Source organism: Aeromicrobium sp. CFBP 8757, assembly GCF_014841755.1.
In the GTDB taxonomy this organism is placed as follows: Bacteria; Actinomycetota; Actinomycetes; order Propionibacteriales; family Nocardioidaceae; genus Aeromicrobium.
On sequence record NZ_JACYUM010000002.1, the window covers coordinates 70,913 to 90,428 of the forward strand.

At 72.6% G+C, this 19,516-nt stretch carries 18 protein-coding genes; 5 read left to right on the forward strand and 13 right to left on the reverse strand.

Going from position 1 to position 19,516, the window contains the following annotated elements; all coding sequences use genetic code 11:
• Positions 1-37: 37 nt before the first annotated feature.
• Entirely contained in the window at positions 38-1,552 is a 1,515-nt protein-coding gene (locus IFT73_RS07235; protein WP_244633143.1) for an MFS transporter, read from the forward strand.
• A 19-nt stretch (positions 1,553-1,571) separates the two neighbouring features.
• Here the strand turns inward: IFT73_RS07235 and IFT73_RS07240 are convergent, their stop codons facing one another.
• The 4 genes from IFT73_RS07240 to IFT73_RS07255 form a co-directional block, all read right to left on the reverse strand.
• Entirely contained in the window at positions 1,572-1,967 is a 396-nt protein-coding gene (locus tag IFT73_RS07240) for a cold-shock protein (RefSeq protein ID WP_192167057.1), read from the reverse strand.
• 75 nt (positions 1,968-2,042) lie between these two features.
• Positions 2,043-3,137: a YihY/virulence factor BrkB family protein gene (locus tag IFT73_RS07245; RefSeq protein ID WP_192167058.1), complete on the reverse strand. Its 1,095-nt coding sequence runs from the start codon at positions 3,135-3,137 to the stop codon at positions 2,043-2,045.
• The gene (locus IFT73_RS07250; protein ID WP_192167059.1) at positions 3,134-3,529 is read right to left on the reverse strand and encodes a type II toxin-antitoxin system PemK/MazF family toxin; all 396 of its coding nucleotides are present in this window, start codon (positions 3,527-3,529) and stop codon (positions 3,134-3,136) included. The genes IFT73_RS07245 and IFT73_RS07250 overlap by 4 nt, the downstream gene beginning before the upstream one ends.
• Before the next feature lie 36 nt (positions 3,530-3,565).
• Entirely contained in the window at positions 3,566-4,096 is a 531-nt protein-coding gene (locus IFT73_RS07255; protein ID WP_192167060.1) for an RNA polymerase sigma factor, read from the reverse strand.
• 119 nt (positions 4,097-4,215) lie between these two features.
• Between IFT73_RS07255 and IFT73_RS07260 the strand changes: the two genes are divergently transcribed.
• Together IFT73_RS07260 and IFT73_RS07265 are read left to right on the forward strand one after the other, a co-directional pair.
• On the forward strand, positions 4,216-4,476 hold the full coding sequence (locus tag IFT73_RS07260) for a Wzz/FepE/Etk N-terminal domain-containing protein (protein ID WP_192167061.1): 261 nt from the start codon (positions 4,216-4,218) through the stop codon (positions 4,474-4,476).
• A gap of 134 nt (positions 4,477-4,610) precedes the next feature.
• Complete coding sequence (locus IFT73_RS07265; RefSeq protein WP_192167062.1) at positions 4,611-4,811, forward strand: hypothetical protein; 201 nt, start codon at positions 4,611-4,613, stop codon at positions 4,809-4,811.
• Here the strand turns inward: IFT73_RS07265 and IFT73_RS07270 are convergent.
• Positions 4,780-6,375 (reverse strand): AMP-binding protein, encoded by a 1,596-nt coding sequence (locus IFT73_RS07270; RefSeq protein WP_197983829.1) that lies wholly within the window; start codon positions 6,373-6,375, stop codon positions 4,780-4,782. The genes IFT73_RS07265 and IFT73_RS07270 overlap by 32 nt on opposite strands.
• 181 nt (positions 6,376-6,556) lie before the next feature.
• Between IFT73_RS07270 and IFT73_RS07275 the strand changes: the two genes are divergently transcribed.
• The gene (locus tag IFT73_RS07275; protein ID WP_192167063.1) at positions 6,557-7,081 is read left to right on the forward strand and encodes a calcium-binding protein; all 525 of its coding nucleotides are present in this window, start codon (positions 6,557-6,559) and stop codon (positions 7,079-7,081) included.
• Positions 7,082-7,091: 10 nt separating this feature from the next.
• On the opposite strand, the gene IFT73_RS07280 is transcribed toward IFT73_RS07275, so the two are convergent.
• The 4 genes from IFT73_RS07280 to IFT73_RS07295 form a co-directional block, all read right to left on the reverse strand.
• Complete coding sequence (locus IFT73_RS07280) at positions 7,092-8,507, reverse strand: exopolysaccharide biosynthesis polyprenyl glycosylphosphotransferase (protein ID WP_192167064.1); 1,416 nt, start codon at positions 8,505-8,507, stop codon at positions 7,092-7,094.
• A gap of 8 nt (positions 8,508-8,515) precedes the next feature.
• A complete protein-coding gene (locus IFT73_RS07285; protein WP_192167065.1) occupies positions 8,516-9,457 on the reverse strand; it encodes a glycosyltransferase family 2 protein in 942 nt (313 codons plus the stop codon).
• Between the two features lie 2 nt (positions 9,458-9,459).
• Positions 9,460-9,903: an adenylyltransferase/cytidyltransferase family protein gene (locus IFT73_RS07290; protein WP_235502118.1), complete on the reverse strand. Its 444-nt coding sequence runs from the start codon at positions 9,901-9,903 to the stop codon at positions 9,460-9,462.
• Positions 9,904-10,005: 102 nt separating this feature from the next.
• On the reverse strand, positions 10,006-11,238 hold the full coding sequence (locus IFT73_RS07295) for a sigma-70 family RNA polymerase sigma factor (protein ID WP_192167066.1): 1,233 nt from the start codon (positions 11,236-11,238) through the stop codon (positions 10,006-10,008).
• 493 nt (positions 11,239-11,731) lie between these two features.
• Between IFT73_RS07295 and IFT73_RS07300 the strand changes: the two genes are divergently transcribed.
• Positions 11,732-13,003, forward strand: coding sequence for a Wzz/FepE/Etk N-terminal domain-containing protein (locus IFT73_RS07300; protein ID WP_192167067.1), 1,272 nt, complete (start codon positions 11,732-11,734; stop codon positions 13,001-13,003).
• A gap of 66 nt (positions 13,004-13,069) precedes the next feature.
• Here IFT73_RS07300 and IFT73_RS19540 read toward each other — a convergent pair whose 3' ends face one another.
• The 4 genes from IFT73_RS19540 to IFT73_RS07320 are packed head-to-tail and all read right to left on the reverse strand — an operon-like array spanning position 13,070 to position 19,491.
• A complete protein-coding gene (locus tag IFT73_RS19540; RefSeq protein WP_192167068.1) occupies positions 13,070-14,593 on the reverse strand; it encodes a polysaccharide biosynthesis C-terminal domain-containing protein in 1,524 nt (507 codons plus the stop codon).
• Complete coding sequence (locus tag IFT73_RS07310; protein ID WP_192167069.1) at positions 14,586-15,875, reverse strand: O-antigen ligase; 1,290 nt, start codon at positions 15,873-15,875, stop codon at positions 14,586-14,588. Before IFT73_RS07310 ends, IFT73_RS19540 begins: the two co-directional genes overlap by 8 nt.
• Positions 15,875-16,609 (reverse strand): CDP-alcohol phosphatidyltransferase family protein, encoded by a 735-nt coding sequence (locus IFT73_RS07315; protein ID WP_197983831.1) that lies wholly within the window; start codon positions 16,607-16,609, stop codon positions 15,875-15,877. The genes IFT73_RS07310 and IFT73_RS07315 overlap by 1 nt, the downstream gene beginning before the upstream one ends.
• Positions 16,606-19,491, reverse strand: coding sequence for a fibrinogen-like YCDxxxxGGGW domain-containing protein (locus tag IFT73_RS07320; protein ID WP_192167070.1), 2,886 nt, complete (start codon positions 19,489-19,491; stop codon positions 16,606-16,608). The genes IFT73_RS07315 and IFT73_RS07320 overlap by 4 nt, the downstream gene beginning before the upstream one ends.
• Positions 19,492-19,516: the final 25 nt, after the last annotated feature.

Sequence of the window (19,516 nt, forward strand, 5' to 3'; positions counted from 1 at the left end):
ACCGCACGACGCGGTGGGGTGCGGCAGGATGAGGAGCATGGAGGAGCGCGACTGGCCGTACGACCACGCCACCGATCCCGCGTTCGGCGGCGACCGGACGCCGCCGACCCCTCCCCCATCGCGCTGGAGCCGAGCGGCCCGGGCCACGCGCACGGCGTCGCGCGGCACCGCGCGGGTCGTCGCCAAGGGCGGCACCACGGCCTTCAGCGGCGCACGCCGGTTCACCCACTCCGGGGGCGCGGGTGAGAGCGGCTTCTCGCGGCTGCTCGAGCTGCACGCCTTCAACACCGCGGGCGACGCGGCCGTCGCGATCTCGCTCGCGGGCACCCTGTTCTTCACGGTGCCGACGGGTGAGGCGACCGGCCAGGTCGCCCTGTTCCTGGCCGTCACGATGCTGCCGTTCGCGATCGTCGCGCCGCTGATCGGCCCGTTCCTCGACCGCTTCCGTCGCGGACGCCGCTGGGCCATCGGCGCGACGCTGGCGCTGCGCGCCTTCTGCTGCTGGGTGCTGGCCGGGGCCGTCGCCGACTCGACGCCTCCGCCGGCGTTCTACGTCGCGGCCCTGGGCTGCCTCGTGGCGTCCAAGGCGTACGGCGTCACGAGGGCGTCGGCCGTCCCCCGCCTGCTCCCCGACACGTTCACGCTCGTCAAGGGCAACTCGCGCATCTCGCTGACCGGCACCGCCGCCGCCGCGATCTCCGCCCCCCTGGCCGGCGGTGCCGCCCTGCTCGGCGCCGAGTGGGCCCTGCGGTACGCGGCCCTGCTGTTCGCGGTCGGCACGGTCCTGGCGATCCTGCTGCCTGCCAAGGTCGACTCGAGCGAGGGCGAGGAGCCCGTCGACCTCGTCAACCCCAGCGAGACCACGGTGCGCAAGGGGCTGACGATCACGCGCTCGGTCGTCAACGGGCTGCGCAGCAACGCGGGCCTGCGGCTGCTGTCGGGCTTCCTGACGATCTTCATGGCGTTCACGCTGCGCGAGCCACCCGCCTCGATGGGCTGGGACTACAACGCCACGATCCTGCTGGGCCTGGTCGTCGGCGGCGCCGGGGCCGGCAACACGATCGGCACGCTCATCGGCTCGGCCGCGAGCACGCGGCGGCCCGAGCAGGTCGTGATCTTCGTGCTGGTGCTCGACGTGGGGGTGCTCGCCACGGTCGGCGTGTTCTTCACGTGGTGGACCGCCGTGATCCTGGGCCTGACGGTCGGCATCTGCCAGTCGCTGGGCAAGCTCAGCCTCGACGCGATGATCCAGCGCGACGTGCCCGAGCGCGTCCGCACCAGCATGTTCGCGCGGTCCGAGACCCTGCTGCAGCTCGGCTGGGTCATCGGCGGCCTGCTCGGCATCGGCCTGTTCAGCCTCGACGCATCGCCGCAGGTCGGGCTGCTCGTGATCGGGGCGCTGCTGATCGGCTGGCTCGCGCTGGTCGTCACGCAGGCGCGCAGGCCCGACCGCGTGCCGGCGCCGTCGGCCCCTTCGACCCCCGTGCCGCCCGACCTCGACCTGCCGACGTTCGTGGAACGTCCTCGGCCGGACGACACCCAGCCGCTCTAGCCGCGCTCGGCGGCCGGGGTCAGAGCTCGAGCTCGGTGGCCACGGCCCGCAGCACCTGCGCGACGGGCTTGGCCTTCTTGGCGTCGGGGTGACGGCCGTGACGGTAGCCCTCGCCGACCGTGTCGAGCATGCGGATGAGGTCCTCGACGATGACGGCCATCGCCTCGGGGTCCTTGCGACGGGCCTGCGACTGCGAGCGGGACACCGACGTGACCGGCTCGAGCAGGCGCACCTGCAGGGCCTGGTCGCCGCGGTTGCCCTGGACGATGCCGAACTCGACGCGGGCACCGGCCTTGAGCGCCGTGACGCCCTCGGGCAGCGCGTCGGCACGCACGAAGACGTCCTCCCCCTCGTCGCGGCTGAGGAAGCCGAAGCCCTTGGCCGTGTCGTACCACTTCACTTTGCCCGTGGGCATGGCGCCACCTTCACGTAATCCATCGCGACGACAGGCGTCGTCGTCCCCAGCCTAGTGGTCCGGGGAGGTCGGACGTCAGGGCGTCGTCGGGCGGGCGTCGTCCCGTGCCGGGGGCGACGGCTCGACGTGCTCGAGGTGCGAGCTGTCGACGAACGTCACCTCGACCGACTGGAAGCCCTTGTGACGCTGCGACTTGGCGTACGCCGAGTAGGCCCGCTGGTCGGCCTCGGTCAGGACGACGTTGTCGGTGAACGGGGTCAGCAGAGCCCGCGGGTACAGGTGGCGGCGCAGCACGACGTTCACCTCGAGCCCCAGCACGACCATGATCGACGCGACGTAGATGAACGCCAGCAGTCCGAGGACCAGCGCGAACGTCTGGTTGACCTGGTTGGCCTTGCCGATGACCTCGCGGACGTACGTGTTGCCGACGTACTGCAGGCCCTGCCACAGCAGCCCCGTCACGAAGGCGCCCGGCAGCACCGAGCGGATGCCGGCCCGGCCGAGGCTCACGAGCCGGAACACCGCCGTGAAGATGCCGACGATCAGCAGGAATCCCACGACCCGCGAGACCCACCCGATGACGGGCTGGAGCTCGCTGCTGATCGCGTCGGGATTGGCCAGGATCGAGCTCGCGACCGCGATCGTCAGGATGCCGATGCCGCTGATCGACAGGAACACGATGCTCCTGAACCGCAGCAGGAACGGGTTGGCGCGGCTGTTGCGGGGCACCGACCACGCGATGTTGGCGGCGTTCTGCAGGGCCTGGCCGAGCCCCATCGCACCGTAGAGGGCCGTGACGGCACCCACGACGATCGCGGCGGTCGAGCCCTGCAGGCCGTTGGGGGTGCCGAGCTCGGTGCCGATGATCGGGAACTGGCTCAGCGCCGAGTCGAGCAGCGTGTCGCGCAGCCCGTCGTCGCCCTGCAGCAAAAAGCCCAGGATCGACGTGCTGAGCAGCAGCAGCGGGAAGATCGCGACGAAGGCGTAGTACGTGATGATCGCCGACAGGTACGCGCCCTGGTCGTCGAAGTACTTGTAGACCACCGCCAGCGGCATGCCGACGACGCGGTGCCGGCGCTGGAAGGCGTCGATGCGGGGGATCGACGGGGCGTCGCCGTCGTGGGCGTCGTCGCCCTCGCCGGGAGCGGGCTGGGTGCGGGTGTCGGTCATGCGATGTCCGTCCCCCGCGGGAGGTACGGGCGAGCCGCCTCGACGACGGCGTCGAAGCGCGCCTCGTCGAGGACCGCGCCCTCGCGGCGGACGCCGGCGGGGTCGACGGTCAGGAGGCGGTCGAGCCGCACCTCGCTGGGACGTCCGGCCGGGTCCCACGGGCCGCTGCCGACGTCGTGCCAGAAGCGTCCGGCGCGCGCCTCCTGCTGATGGTCGCGGTCGTGGTCCTTCGACGTCATGGGCAGGGCGACGAGGTCGTCGCCGTCGCGGGCGATCAGCAGGACGGGGCGGTCCTTGCCCTGCCGCGGATCGTCCTCGTACGGCACCCACGTCCAGACGACCTCGCCGGGATCCGGCTCACCGTCGGGGTGGGGGTCGTAGGCGATGCGCACGGGCGCAAGCCTGCCACAGCCCCGCCGGCCTGCCCGTCAGGCGGCACGGGACCGCTCGAGATACGCCGTGCGGAGCGCGGCCCGGGCCCGGTAGCCGAGCGCCGAGACCGCGTTGGGCGAGAGCCCCAGCTCGGCGGCGAGCTCGCGGGGACGTCGGCCCTCGACCTCGAGCTGCCACAGCGTGCGGCGCCACCGGGGCGGCAGCGACGCGTAGGCCTCGAGCAGGCGGTCGTCGACGTCGGACGGCCCGGGGTCCGCGGGCCACCGCTCGAGGTCGGCGAACGGCTCGCACCGGCGTCTCAGCACGGCGCGCCGTCGGGCCTCGTGCCGGACGCCGGTCAGCAGGTACGCACGGAAGCTGGCCGTCGGTCCGCGGCCCGCGCTGATCTGGGTCAGCACGCCGGCGAACACCTCGGCCACGACGTCGTCGACGTCGCCGGGCGGCCCGAGGCGGCGGGCGACCCGCCGTGCGACCCCCACGTGCCGGGCGAACAGCGCACCGAACGCCTCGTGGTCTCCGTGGCGCACCGCGCGCACCAGCTCGTCATCGTCCGGTTCCGGGTTCATGCCCCCGTTATGTCGCAGATCGGCGGAGGCGCACCACCGTCCTCCGCGCCCCCTGTGGACGACGGCCCGCCTGTGGACGACGGGCGACCCGATCGCCCCGACGTCGCGACACTGACGACGTGGAGACCCTGACCCTCACGGAGCTGGCCGCCCGCCTGGCGAGGCGGTGGCGCGTGCTGCTCACCGGCACCCTCGTGGGGCTGCTGGTCGGCGTCACGGTCCACCTGGCGCTGCCCGTGCGCTACGAGGCGACCGCGGTCGTCCTCGTCGACGCCGGCGACCCGTCGCGGGTCGACATGGCCGCCGAGGCCGCCGTCGCCTCGTCGCGACGCGACGCGTCAGCACCGAGGCCCTCGACGCCCTGGGCGAGCCCGGGCTGACGGTCCGGGCGCTCGAGCGGTCGACCGACGCGACGACGGTCGAGCAGTCGCGGCTGCTGCGCGTCAGCTGTGCCGCTGCCGACCCCCGCTCGGCCGTCCGCGGGGCCGACGCCGTCGCGCAGGCGTATCTCGCGGTGAGGGCGCTCGAGCAGCCGGACGCCCCCGGCGCCCCCGGTCGCGTCGACGGGCAGGTCGTCGACCCCGCCCGCACCCCGCTGTCGCCGTCGGGGCCCGGCGCGGCGCCGACGGCCCTCGCGGCGACCGTGCTGGGCCTGCTGCTGGCGGCGACCGTCGCCGCCGTGCCTACTCGAACCCGGGAAGGTCGCGCTTCATGACCTTGCCCGTGGGGTTGCGCGGCAGCTCGTCGAGGAACATCAGACGGCTCGGCACCGCGAAGCGCGCCACGTGGCTGCGGGCGTACTGCTTAACGTCGTCCTCCGACAGCGAGGCACCCGGCTTGACCACGACATAGGCCGCTAGCGCCTGCCCGAACCGGTCGTCGGACACCCCCGTCACGACGACGTCGGAGATGTCGGGGTGGTCGATCAGGGCGTCCTCGAGCTCACGCGGGAAGACGTTCTCACCGCCCGAGACGATCATGTCGTCGTCGCGACCCGACACGAACAGGCGTCCGTCCTCGTCGAAGTAGCCGATGTCGCCCGAGTGCATCAGGCCGTCGGCGAACGACTTGGTGTTGCCGTCGGTGTAGCCGCCGAACGGCATGTCGTTGCCGACGTGGATCACGCCGGTCTCGCCCTGCGGCACCTCGTGGCCGTCGGGGTCGAGGATCTTGACCGTCGTGCGGAACGGGGGCGTGCCGGCGGTGCCGGGCGCCTCGCGCAGGTCGGTCGGGTTGGCGATCGTGACCCAGCCGGTCTCGGTCGCGCCGTAGAAGTTGTAGACGGAGTCGGTGAACAGGTCCATGTAGTGGTTGGCGAGCTCGCCCGCGAGGGCCGATCCGCTGCTCGCCGTGATGCGCAGCGACGAGACGTCGGCCTTCTCGACGACCGCGGGATCGACGTCGACCATGCGCTGCATCATGAGCGGGACGACCACCAGCACCTCGGCCCGGTACGTCTCGATGTCCTGCAGCACCTGCTCGGGCGCGAACCTGCGGCGCAGGACGTACGTCGGCGCGGTCGACAGCCCGAAGGCGAAGTTGATCAGGCCCCACGAGTGGAACAGCGGTGCCGCGATCACGACGGTCGAGTTGCCGCGGTACGGGATCGCGCCGAAGAAGGCGATGAGCGGCTTGAGGTCCTTGGGCTCCTCGCGACGCGCACCCTTGGGCAGTCCCGTCGTCCCGGACGTGAAGATGATGATCTGCCCGTGCCGCTCGGGCTTCGGGTGGTCGGTCGTCGGCTGGTCGCGCGACAGGCTCGCGACGGTCGGCAGGTCGTCGGGGGCGTCGTCGTCGGCCCAGCCCAGCACCAGGATCGACCGGTCGACGTCCTGGGCGACGTCGAGGAACTCCTGGTCGACGACGACCAGGCTCGCGCCCTCGCGCTGGGCCAGCTCGCCGAGCTGCGACCGGCTGGCCATCGTGTTGAGCAGGAGCACGCGGCCGCCGGCCTGCATGATCGCCACGATCGAGACGATCATGTAGCGGTGGTTGCGCGACAGCACCGCGATCGAGTCGCCCGGCCGGACGCCGCGGTCCTTGAGCGCCTGCGTCATCTGGTTGACCTGCGCAGCGAGGTCGGACCACGTGATCTCGCCGACGTCGTCGATGATCGCGGTCTGCCGCGGGAACCGCTTCGCGGCGGCGTTGACGCCCGACGGGAGCCCGGGCCCCCACTTCGCGAGCTGGAGGCCGGCCCCCAGCAGACGGTGGGGGGCGACCGGCTTGAGCAGGCCGATCTGCCGGAAGACCTTCAGGCTGTAGGTCAGGTCGTTCATGGGACTCCCGTTCGATCAGGTGGCTCGACGGTAGCGGTGCCGAGACGTCGCATCGAGGGTAACAACGAGTTACAGCCCGGGCCCGCCCGCATGAGAAGGCTCTCATCGACGGCTCACCCGGTCCTCATGCGGCGGCGGTGACATGGGGTCATCACATCGACCTCACGACTGGAGACACGCCATGCGCACCCGCACCCGTTCCACCGCCGCCCTGACCCTCGCCGGCCTCGGCCTCGGCACGATCGCCGTCATGGGGCTCGCGTCCCCCGCCCAGGCAGCCGCCGTCGAGTGCCGCGGCGTCGCGGCGACGATCGTCGGCACGACGGGCGACGACGAGATCGAGGGCACGTCGGGACGTGACGTCATCGTCGCGCTGGCCGGGGACGACGAGATCGACGGCAACGGGGGCGGCGACCTGATCTGCGCCGGCTCGGGCGACGACGAGGTCGACGGCGGACGTGGCGCCGACCGCATCGACGCCGGCGCGGGCCACGACGACGTCGACGGCGAGTCGGGCCGCGACCGCATCTGGGGACGCGGCGGCAACGACGACCTCGCCGGCGGCTCCGGCGACGACCGCATCCGGGGCGGCAGCGGGCGCGACGTCATCGAGGGCGAGCGCGGCGACGACCGCCTGTCGGGCGGCCCGGGCCGCGACCGGGTGTACCAGGGCAGCGAGCCCGACCGCGACAACGACGACGACTGATCCGCCGCGGCTAGTGCGCACCGTCGCGGGACAGGACGGCCCGGACGGTGCGCGCCAGGATCGCGAGGTCGAGGCGCAGGTTCCAGTTGTTGACGTACTGCAGGTCCATGCGGATCGAGTCCTCCCACGACAGCGCCGACCGTCCGCTGACCTGCCACAGGCCCGTCAGGCCCGGCCGGACGTGCAGGCGCCGCCAGACCCACTCGCTGTACTGCGACGTCTCGGCGGGCAGCGCCGGCCGCGGGCCGACCAGCGACATGTCGCCCTTGACGACGTTGAACAGCTGCGGCAGCTCGTCGATCGACAGGCTCCGCAGGACGCGGCCGAGCGGGGTGATGCGCGGGTCGTTGCGCAGCTTGAACAGCGGCCCGGCCCCCTCGTTCTGGCGGCGCAGGTCGACCAGGCGGGCCTCGGCGTCGACGACCATCGTGCGGAACTTGTACATCACGAACGGACGGCCGTCGCGGCCCGACCGCTCCTGGCGGAAGATCGCCGGCCCGCGGGAGCCGAGGCGGATCATGACCGCGACGACCAGCAGCACGGGCGACAGCACGACCAGCGCGACCGCTGCCGTCAGCCGGTCGAACACCGACTTGACCACCAGCGACATCAGGTGGTCGTTGGGGGCCCGCAGCGACAGGGCGATCTGGTCGCCGACGCGCCGTGGGCTGAGGTACTCGACGTGGTCGCTCATGTCGGCGACCACGAGGCACTCGACCTCGGCACGCTGGAGCGCCCACGCCAGGTGCCGCAGGGCGGGGTTGGTGAACGCGCGGCCGCTCGCGATCACGACGGAGGTCGCATGACGTTCGGCGACCGCCGACAACACCTCGCGCACGACCTCGTCGAAGCTGTGGTCGGCCACCGCCCCCGCGGGCGCCAGCTCGTGCGGCGAGCGCCACGAGCACGTCGCGACGACGTTGACGTCCTTGCGGCCCGCCCAGCGCTTCTGCAGGCGTCGGACCGACTCGACCTGGCCCACCAGGATCGTCGGCGTGCGCCGCAGCACCTGGCGGTGGGCGACCGCGGACACGCCGAGGACCGCGGGTCCGGCCAGCACCGACACCATGGCCTGACGGGCTGTCAGGGAGTTGCCGACGCCGACGATCACGAGCCCGAACGTCGCGACGCCCAGCACCTCGACGAGACGGACCGACGGCTTGAACGAGCGGGCCCGCTCGAACGCCGGCAGCGCCGCGAAGCTGTAGAGGAGCCAGACCCCGACGAGCGCCACGACGCCCGACGTCCACTCGCGCGGCAGGCCGAACCGCTCGGACGAGAGGTACCACGGCACGGCCAGGGCCGCGGCGTACCCGACGACCCCCTGACGGACGACCGCGCCGCCCACCCGGTGCAGCGAGCGGCGTCGCGGGACCGACGACTGCCGCTCGGTGCGCAGCCCCCGCAGCGGCTGGCCGATGTTCATGACGGCCATCAGATGCCCCGGCCGAAGAGGTTGGCGACGCGCGCGACGAACCGGGCCGACAGCAGGCGGTACGAGATCAGCACGCCGAGCCAGGCCCGCACGTTCAGCGGCTGGAGCCGCAGCGAGCGGCGCAGCCACGTGCGGGCCCGACGCCCGCGCCCGTCGGCCGCGAGCGCGAAGCCGATCTGCGAGCTGATGCGCGAGTACGCGTAGTCGTCCGACCGGAGCTCGGGGTGCTTGTCGAGCAGGTACGCGTGCCCCTCGGCGTAGGGCGCCCACTGCCCGTAGAAGTACGACTCGCCCGACCACCGCACGGCCACGAGCGGACGGTTCACGAGGCGGATCGGCGCGAGCTGCGCGGCCATGAGCAGGGCGTCGTAGTCCTCGCCGTGCGCTCCCGGGATGCGCTCGTCGATCATGCCGATGCTCTCGAGCGTCCCGCGCCGGAAGACGAAGCTGCTCGCGTGCAGCCCGGCGATGCGGTCGTGCACGAGGTCGTCGTGCGTCACGACCGCGCGAGGCACGGGCCGGTCGTGGATCGTGCGACCGTCGTCGACCTGCATCGCGCTGCCGACGAGGCCGGCTCCGGGGTACTGCTCGAACAGCACCATCTGGGCCGAGAGCTTGTCGGGCAGCCACCGGTCGTCGTCGTCGAGGAAGGCCACGAAGTCGTGCCGGGCGGCGACGATGCCGGTGTTGCGCGCCCCGGCCAGGCCCCGTGCGCGACCGTTCGGGAGGCCGCGCAGGGTGCGGTTCCCGGGCAGGTCGAGATCGGGCAGGTCGACGTCGCACGCGTCGAAGACCACGATGATCTCGATGGCACCGGGATACGACTGCTCGACGATGCTCTGCACCGCCTCGCGCATGCGCGCGGGCCGGTGGTGCGTCGGCACGACGGCCGTCACGGCGGGCGGCAGCCCGGTGACCGTCGGCCGTCGCTCCTCGGACATGATCACTCCCCGGCTCCGTCCTCGGCCAGGAAGCTGCGCAGCATCGAGCTGGACGTGTGACGGGTGTAGGGGAAGTAGACGACGTCGACGCCGACGCTCGCCATCGCGCGCTCGAGCCGGTAGCCCTTGGGGGTGCCCTGCCAGTCGCTGCCCTTGAAGATCGCGTCGAACGGACGCTGCTGCCATGCCGCGAGCTTGTCCTCGGACCGGTCGATGATGACCTCGTCGACGATGCCGAGCGCCGAGATGATGTCGATGCGCTCGTCGCACGGGACGACCGAGGGGCGGCCCTTCAGGCGGTCGACGTACTCGTCGCTCGCGACGCCGACGACGAGGTGGTGGCAGCGGTTGCGGGCCCTCCGCAGCAGGTTGAGGTGGCCGACGTGGAACATGTCGAACACTCCGCTGGAGTAGCCGACGTCGAACCGCGGTCGCACAGTGGTCACGGGGGTCCTCGTCCTTCGCTCGGTCTCCCCCTCCAAGAGAGCGCTACGACGCGTTCGTGACGGGACCCCGCCAGATCTTCGCCGTGAGCGGCGTCTCGGCCGCTACCGCCCGGTCAGCGGCGCGAGGACGTCGGGCACGACGTCGACCGCCAGCCCGACCGGGCCGATCGAGGCCGCCAGCCGGCCCGGGCCGACGTCGACCGACGTGCCGGTCGGGACCTCGAGACGCACGGTCGGAGCGGGCGCGGGCGACGCCGGGACCGGCACGGCGGCCGGCGTCCGGACGCGGCTCGGCGACGCGGCGGCATCCGGGACGGGGGCCGGGGTCGGTGACGCGGACGCGACCGGGGCGGACGTCGCGGACGTCGTCGTCGGCGCGGCCGGCGCGGTCGACGAGGCCGGCCCGACGGCCACGTCGGGCGCCGCCGTCCGGACGTCGTCGGGGACGACGACGGCCGGCGCGATCGCCCGGGGGGCCGCAGCGGGCGCCGGCGATCCCGGGACGCCGACGATCGCCACCGACGCGATCGCCGCCGCGGCGGCGGGCGGCACCAGCACCGCGACCACCGCCTTCAGCAGCACCGTCGCGTGCGCTCCCAGCGAGGCGATCGCGACGCCGACGACGCCCACGGTCGCCACGGGCACGCCGATGGCGCCGACGTCGCGATTGACCTCCTGCAGGTCGAGGTAGATCGCCATGCACGCACCGCACGACTCGAGGTGCGCGTGGACGCGCTCCTGGTCGCGGGCCGACGCCGTGCGCCGCACGAAGGCCGAGAGCCTGCCGCGCAGCTCGCCGCACGCGGTGCTGTCGTCGGGCTGCTCGGCCTTGACGTGCTGCTGCAGGTACGCCTCGCGCAGACCGGCCCGGGCCCGGTAGACCAGGGCCGAGACGCTGTTGGGCGACAGGTCGAGCAGCGGTCCGAGCTCGTGGGGCTTGCGACCCTCGACGTCGAGGTGCCACAGCACGGTGCGCCAGCGGACGGGCAGCGACTCGTAGGCGGCCCTGATCGCGGAGCGCTCGAAGCCGTCGAGCTCACCGTTGCCGAACGCGACCGGCGCGTCGATCTGGCGGAGGTCGTCGGTCGGGACGACCCGACGGCGGGCCTTGGCCCGGCGGGCGCACTCGTGACGCACCGTCGTGAACAGGTAGGCGCGGAACGCGGTGTCGGGCCCCTTGCCGCGGCCGAGCAGGTCGAGCACCTGGGCGAAGGCCTCCGACACGACGTCGTCGGAGTCCTCCTTCTGGCCCAGGTGCCGGGCCAGGCGATGGGCGGCGTAGCCGTAGCGGGAGAAGAGAGTCGCGTACGCCTCCCGATGGCCTGAGCGTGCCATGGCGAGAAGCGCTCCGTCGTCGAGCTCGACGAGCTGAATCCCTGCCCCAGACACGTCGACGATGTCAACGTCCTGCATGAGAGTCCCCTGGATCGTGGTGCTCCGTGCCCTCTGTGGAGGGTCCGGATCGTGTGTCACCGTGGTTGACGGCGATGACAGCATGGCACGCAAGGACTAGAGGCACCAGAGATAGAAGGTCCCGTTTTTCGCTGCAATCCGAGAGAAGAATAAATCATTGGCTGCGGCCAAAGGGCTCGGCGCATGGTCACGAAGGACTAGATGCGGTGCGATCACACCGTCTCGGCTTGATTTATTTCGCCGCTCCCGACGAGCGCGGCCCTCGAGAAGCGCAACTGTGAGTTACGCCTCGGCGAGAAAAACCGCCCCACGACCGTCATACCGGACCGTGGCCCCGCTCATCCCTGGTACAGGTCCTCACACCGGGGCCTTGTGAGATCCAAGGACGCCTCAGATGGTCACTTCTCCTCAGCCCGTGCAGCTCACCGACCTGGCGGGGTCGCTCAAGCGGCACTGGCCGGTCGTCGCCGTCGCGGCTGTCGTCGGACTGATCCTCGGCGTCCTTGTCTCGTTCGCGCTCCCGTCGCGCTACGAGGCCACCGCCTCGGTGTCGGTCAACCCCATGAACGCCGATCCGCTGGGCGCGTCGGCCGACGCGGCCCGCTCGGTGAGCATGCCGACCGAGGTCAGCACCGCGACGTCCGCGAAGGTCGCCGCGGCGGCCGCCAAGACCCTCGCCGACGACTACTCGCTGTCGGCCAAGGACGTCCGCGAGGCGACGCACGTCGAGTCGCCGGAGGACTCGCTGATCCTCGACATCCGCTTCTCCGGTGGCTCGCCCGAGGAGGCGGCCGACGGCGCCGAGGCCGTCGCCGACGCGTACCTCGCCGAGCGCCAGGCCGACGCCCAGGCCGAGATCACCCGCCTGACGTCCGCGACGCAGCAGCAGATCGCCGACGTCCAGGCGACCTCGGTGGCGCCGGAGTTCGCCGGTGCCATCGCGCAGCGCACGCTCCAGCTGCAGGCCGACGCGCTCGGCACGCGGCTCGCGACGCTGGGCAGCATCGACACGACGCCGGGACAGGTCGTCGGCAGCCCCGAGGTGCCGCGCCAGCCCTCGACACCGGGCGCGCTCCCCCTGGGGCTCGCGGGCCTGTTCCTCGGCCTGCTCGCCGGCATCCCGCTCGCGCTGACCAAGAAGGAGGAGAACTCCGAGATCGGCGGCGTCGACGGGCTGCAGGCGATCGGCGACCAGATCGTGCTCGACGGCACGAAGGACACCAACCGTGCCGACACGTGGGACATCGCGGCCTTCATGCTCAAGATCCCCACCGACATCGGCATCGAGGACCCCTTCTTGATCATGGTCGACGCCGAGGAGCAGCACGGCCGCTCGATCACGCCCGGTCAGGAGCTCGTCGACGCGCTCTCGCGCCGTGGCCGCTCGGCCCGGTTCGTGGACGCGGGCGCGATCAACGAGGGCAAGATCAGCCGCGGCTGGCCCACCGACAAGAAGCGCGTCTCGTGGGCCGGCGAGATCATCATCATCGACACGACCCACCTGACGTCGGACGCCAACAAGGTCGCGCTCGCGACCCGCTCCGACTCGGTGCTGCTGGCCCGCTCGACGACCGACGACTCGGCGGCCCTGCGCCGGCTCGCGGGCCTGCTGCGGTCGAAGAACGTCGACATCGCGCTGACCGCGCTGTTCCCGCCCCGTCCCGAGCTGATGACGATCAACCGCTGACCCCGACGGCCCCCAGGGCCTGACCGCACGGACGAGCCGGGCCCCACGGGGCCCGGCTCGTCCGCGTCAGGCGTGGGAGCGGTGCCGCACGAGGTCGACCAGCCCCAGCCGGTCCCTCAGCACCCACCCCGTCGCCAGGTGCAGCACCGCGGCCGTCGCCGCGGCACCCGCCATGACGCCCGTCGAGGAGCCGAGCACGACGCGGGCCGCGACCACCGTCGTGCCGACGACCGCGGTGCTCGAGGCCGCCGCGACCCACAGGTGCCGGCCGACGGGCCGCAGCCCCATCAGGTGCTGCACCTGGAAGACCACGAGCGCGGTGTCGAGCAGGACCGTCACGGCCCAGGCCACGGCGGCGCCCTCGATGCCCCACGCCGGGACCAGCAGCAGGTTGAGCGCGACGTTGACCGCGAGGGCGGCCGACTTGTCGGCCAGCTGCCACGAGCTGCGCCCACCCATCAGCAGGATCGTCTGCACCGTCCCGGCAGCGGTCGCCAGCCCCATCGCGACGGCCAGGACCGTCAGGGACGTCGCCCCCGCCTCGAAGCCGCGTCCGAAGATCGCCAGGACGGCGTCCGGGAACACCGCGAGGACGATGAAGAACGGCCAGGACATCCAGATCATCGCCGCCGTCACGAGCCCGTAGACCTCGCGCGCCTCGTGCCGGTCGCCGCGCGCCAGTGCCGCGCTGACCTGGGGTCCGACGGCCACGCGGGCCGCCTGCTGGACGACCTCGCCGGCGCGGGCGCAGCGCGTCACGACGGCGTACACGCCGGCCGCCTCCGCCGAGGTCAGGAGCCCCACGAGGATCACGTCGACCCACTCGAGCAGGATCTCGACCGCCGCGGCGACGCCCCGCGTGGCGCTGAACGTCCAGAACCGTCGGGCCAGGCCGGAGCGACCGTCGCCCGCCGACGGCACGTGGTCGGAGTGAGACCGGGGGTCGGGTCGCAGGCTGCCGCAGCGTCGCACCGTGAGGGTCAGGGCGGACGCCGTCGCGAGCACCAGCACCACGGCGACCGGCGCGATCCAGGCCGTCAGCACCGCGAGCACCCCTCCCCCGACCGTCACGACCGCGACGACGGCGAGGAGCCTCAGCACCGGCAGCAGCACGCTCTGCAGCAGCGGGTACGACAGGACGTCGCCCAGGCCGCGCGTGACGGCCAGCATGACCGCCGTCAGCGACGCCAGCACCGCCGACGCCGCCGCCCCGACGAGCAACGGTCCCGGCACGTCGACGAACGCGTCGGGCGTCGCAATCGTCCAGACCCACGTGGCGGCCACGACGACCGCGCCGGCCACCAGCACCGGGCGCACCGCCACCACGAGCAGGTAGGGGACGTCCCGTGGGCGACCGGTCGCCCGCGCCGCCGCGACGAACCGCACCAGGCCCGTGTCGGCGCCGAGCTCGGCGACCTGCGAGACGATCATGAAGGCGGCCACGACCACGAAGTACGTGCCGGCGCCGTCGGTACCGAGCTGCCGTCCCACGACGGCGGCCAGCACGAGGCCCACGACCGACCCGATCGCGCCACCCACGAGGTTGACCGCGCCGGCCCAGGCGATGCCGCGGGACGCCGGCTCAGTCACGGGTGCCGGCGGTGTCGAGACCGTGCCGACGTCTCAGCAGCACCGCTGCCACCAGCATGATCGACAGCATCTGCATGATGTCGAGACCGTAGATCGCGATGATGACGCTCGCGACGACCAGCACGCTGTGCAGGACGAGGTCGACGTCGCCCGGTGCGCGCCACGTGCGCAGCGTCGTGCCCCACAGGAACGTCAGGAAGAAGGCCAGGCCGACGAAGCCGAAGCTGAACATCAGCATCCACACGTAGCCCTGCGTGCCGGCCGAGATCAACGGTTCGGACGTCGACGGGCGGGGGGCGCCGTACCCCAGCAGCGGCGACTGCAGCGACCGCTCGAACGTCTCCTGGTACAGCGACCACCGGGTGCCCGACGAGTCGCCGTACTGCTGGCGTGTCCGGATCTGGTTGAGCAGGCCGTTGCCGACCAGGACGGCCGCGCCGATGGCCCCGAGCACCGCGATCGCGAGCACGGGTGCCGCGCGGTCGCGGATCGTCAGCCGCACCACGACGTACACCGCTGCGAGCACGAGACCGGCGAACATCCCCCGGTTGGACGTCGACAGCGCCGGCGCGATCATCGCGACCAGGCCCACGGCGACGACGACGCGGGGCAGACGCGACCGTGCCTGCAGGAAGCACGCGATCGCGACCGGCGTCAGCAGGACGATGGCGACGCCCCAGCTGTTGGCGTACGGGAACGGCGCCGACGGGCGCACGAACTCGACGGGCGAGCCGAACGGCTGCTGCACCTCGGCGAACGGCGGGAAGAACAGGTCGCGGACGTAGTCGTTGCCCGTCAGGGCGTCCGGCAGCAGGAGGCCGATCGGCGTCGTCAGCCGGGTCTCGGGGAGCAGCAGCCCGAGGATCCCCCCGACGACCGTGAAGACCCACACCGCGGTCAGGCCGTCGACGATCGCGCGACGGGTGAGCCGGCTGCCCGCGCTGATCGTGTAGACGAAGGCCGTGCCGACGATCACGAGGATCGAGAACCGGTAGGTGTAGCCGAGCATCCGCTCGGTCGAGTCGATCATGACCGCGCACGGCACGACCCACACGACGAAGGCCGTGAAGGCGTAGACGCCGGGCACGAGGCGCGTGGCCCGGTGGTGCACGAGGTACGAGAGCATCACGACCGTCAGGGCGACGCCGGCGATGACGGTCGCGCCGAGCAGCCAGAAGACCGGGAACCCCCACAGCAGCGCCAGCACGGGCCAGCCCGGCAGCGCGTCGTGCACGTCGTCGGCGTGGGTGGCCGGCGGCCGGCGCGTGGTCGTCGTCGCCATCACGACCTCCCGGGCAGGGCGGTCAGCTCGCGGTGGCGGCGCACGAGCGTCGCGCCCAGCAGCACGGCGTTGAGCACGGCGAAGACCCCGTAGACCCACACGAACGCCGTGGTCCACGCCCACAGCAGCACCACCAGGTTGAGCAGGCCCGTGTCGGCGGGCGCCTGGATCCAGACCCCGAGGCGCGGCACCGAGTCGGGGCCCGCGAGCGGGTCGCGGCGGGCCAGCTGCTCGGCGAGGACCTGCGCGAAGAACCGCACCGTCGCGACCAGCGCGAAGGCCAGCGGGACGAGCAGGACGGCGTCGGGGACGTCGGTGAACCGGTACAGCCCCACGAGGACGGCGACGTGCAGCAGCAGGTGGCGGCCCGAGTCGACGACGTGGTCGAGCCACTCCCCCGCCGGCGAGCCCGTGCCGCGCAGCCGGGCGAGCTGGCCGTCGGCGGAGTCGAGCGCGAAGCCCAGCTGCAGCAGCACCACCGCGACGACGGCCGACGCGACCGAGGGCTCGACGCCCGCGACCAGGCCGGCGCCCGCCAGGAACGCCACGAGGCTCGCGGCCGTCACGTGGTCGGGCGTGACGCGCGTCGGGGCCGCGACGGCCGCCAGGGCCCGCCCGAGCCGCCGGTTGACGACGCGCATGTACCACGGGACGCCCGCGCCGCTCTTCTGTGCACGTGCCAGGGCGGCGTAGCCCTCGCGCACGCCGGGCCGCTGCGCCGCGCGGGTCGTCACGACGTCCCCGTGAGGGTCAGGTCCATGCTCATCGAGGGCGTCAGCCGGTAGTTGGAGTGCACCTCGACGGCGATCGTGACGGCCCCGCCGGAGCCGATCAGGCTCGTCGGGACGTCCCACGACACGGGGCTCGCGGTGGCCGTCGCGGTGCTCTGCGCCGACGTCGCGTAGGTGCCGGCCGTGAGCGTCCCGGCGGGCAGGTTGGAGCGACCGACCTCGGTGCCGTTGACGTAGACCGCGATGCCGTCGTCGGCACGCGTCGTCAGCACCAGAGACTTCAGGGATGACGGATTCTTGACCGTGACCTGCTTGCGGAAGTACGACGTCAGGGGGCGGGTCGAGCCCGACGGGACGTCGACGTTGGTCGCGATCGCGCCCGTGCCCCAGCCGAGGGCCGCCGTGCCGGTGCGCCAACCGGAGGCGTCGAACGTCGGCGTCCTCCACGTCGACGGGACGGCCACGGTGTTGTCGACGAGGTACGACCAGGTCGAGCCCGCCGTGACGACCGGGACCGTCGTGACGCTGCCTGCCGGGGGCCCGACGACCGCGGTCGACGCCGAGCGGTTGCCCCAGCCGTCGGCGGCCCGGACGGCGAAGCGGTCGCCCGACGAGGCGCCCGCGACCGACAGCTGGTTGGCGGTCGTGAGACCGATGACGCGGTCGTTGCGGAGCACCTCGAAGGTGCCGCCCGACGGGGCCGAGCCGCTCCACGTCAGCTGGGAGGTCGTGCCCGACACCGAGACCGCGAGGTTGCTCGGACGGCTCGGAGCCGTGTGAGGGCGGACCGCGAACCGCGCGAAGCCGCCGACCCACTGGTTGGCGCCGTTCTCCTTGACCGCGCTGGTCATCGTGCCGCCGGCCCACAGGGTGCCGTCGGACGCGACCATGAGGGCCCACGCACCACGCCCCTGGCGCGCGCGCATCTCGGGCGTGAACTCGGGTGCGTAGTCGCCCGTCCGGGCGTCCCAGGCCCCGACGTAGTAGATCTTGTCGGCCTGCGACCACGTGATGCTGGTCGATCCCGGCGACGTCGTGTCGAACTGGGTCGTGTCGGAGTAGTTCCACTGCTCGCAGTGGCAGCCGCCGAAGACCAGGCCGTTGCCGCCCGTGATGGCCTGGAGGTCTCCGCCGTCCTTGGTGATGTGGGCGTTCTCGAGCGCGAACGTCGACGGGTCGTACGAGAACATGCTGTGCTGCGAGCCGCCCAGCCACACCTTGCCGCCGACCTGCTTGACGGCCTGCTGGTAGCGCGCCGACCCGGCGGTGCTGAACGTGGGCTGCCAGTCCGCGACCTTCGCGGCGCCCGACGCCGTGCTGATCGCCGCCGCGCGATCGGCCGCGGCGCCGCCCCGCATCGTGGTGAAGTAGCCCGAGAAGTAGACCGCCGACCCGTCGTCGCTGGCGTCGACCGCGGTGCCGGTGCCGTTGAAGTCGGGGTTCCAGGCGGTGTCGACGACACCCGTCGACAGGTTGATCCGCGCGCCGCCCTTGGCGTACCGCTCGGACCCGTCGGGGCGCGTGAAGTGCGTGAAGGCACCCGTCAGGTAGAGGTAGCTGCCGCCGACGTCGAGGCCACGGACCGAGACGATCCCGCCGGTCAGCTTGTTGACCAGGTTCGTGGTCCACGACGCGTCGAGGGCGCCGGACCGGGGGTCGAGCACGACCAGGCCCTTGCGGGCGCTGCCGTCGACCGACGTGAACTCGCCGCCGACCGCGAGCTTGCCGTTGGGCAGGGCCGCGAGCGACTTGACCTGGTTGTCGAGCCGGGGCGTGAACGAGCGGACGTAGTCGCCGGTCGTCGCGTCGAACGCCGCCAGGTACGGCTGCGACACGACGTCGCTGCCGGACGCCGACGCGCCCTTCTGCACCGTCGTGAAGTTGCCGCCCACGTAGACCGTGCCGCCGATCTGCGCGAAGGCCTGCACCTCGCCGGCGGTCTCGGCCGTGCCGCCCGCCCCGAGGCCCGTGACGCCCCACGACGTCGCCAGCGCACCGCTGCGCGGCGCGGCCCGGATCGTCTCGGCCGCCGTGCCCGCGTTCGGGACCGACGCGAACGACAGCTGCGAGCTCATGAGCTTGGGGCGGAGGTAGACCTGCGTGAAGGGGACGCCGTACACGCCGCCGGCGTTCTTGGAGTAGATGTAGCTCGAGGCCGACGTCGATCCGGTGACCTGGCTGCCGTACGTGAAGCCGCGCGTGTAGCCGTTGGCGGCGTCCTCGGCCGTCCAGATGCGCTGGAAGGCGTCGTCGGTGCCGACGTTGCGGGTCGTGGCCTCGGCGCCCGAGCCGCCGCCGATCGTGAACGACGCGAGCGGCAGCCCGGCGCCGAACGCCCACGTCCAGCGGTCGCGAGAGTCCGACCGGAACGTCCACCGCGACTCCTGCCACGTCGCGCCTGCCTGGTCGGTCGCCCGGCGCAGCCTGACGCCGCTGCCGTACGTCGGGTCGTCGATCCGCTTGCCACCCATCAGGGCCGTGACGGTCGCCGCGCCGAGCTGGCGCGGCGCGAACGCGCCCGTGCCGCTGACCGTGCCGGCGACCTCGGCGGGCGTGCCCAGGCCGTCGTAGTTGTAGGTCCAGTTCTCGCGTCCGCGGCCGATCAGGGCCCATCCGCCACCGTCGGTCGTCTGGTCGCAGTAGATGCGCGTCGGCACCTGGAGCTGCGGCGTCAGGATCCAGTACTGGCCGCTGGGCGCCGAGCCGTCGAGCTGCTTGATCTCCCAGCACGAGGCCGCGGCAGTGGCCTGCGTCAGGCCGTCGACCGTCGTCGCCGCCGAGGCGGGCGCGGCCGCGACGACCGTGGACGTGAGCCCGGCCGCCACGACGGTCGCCGCGAGGAGAGCCCGCAGGCCCGTGGTCAGAGGTCGAGCAGGTGCACGCACGTGAAGGGATCCTCGGTCGTCAGGG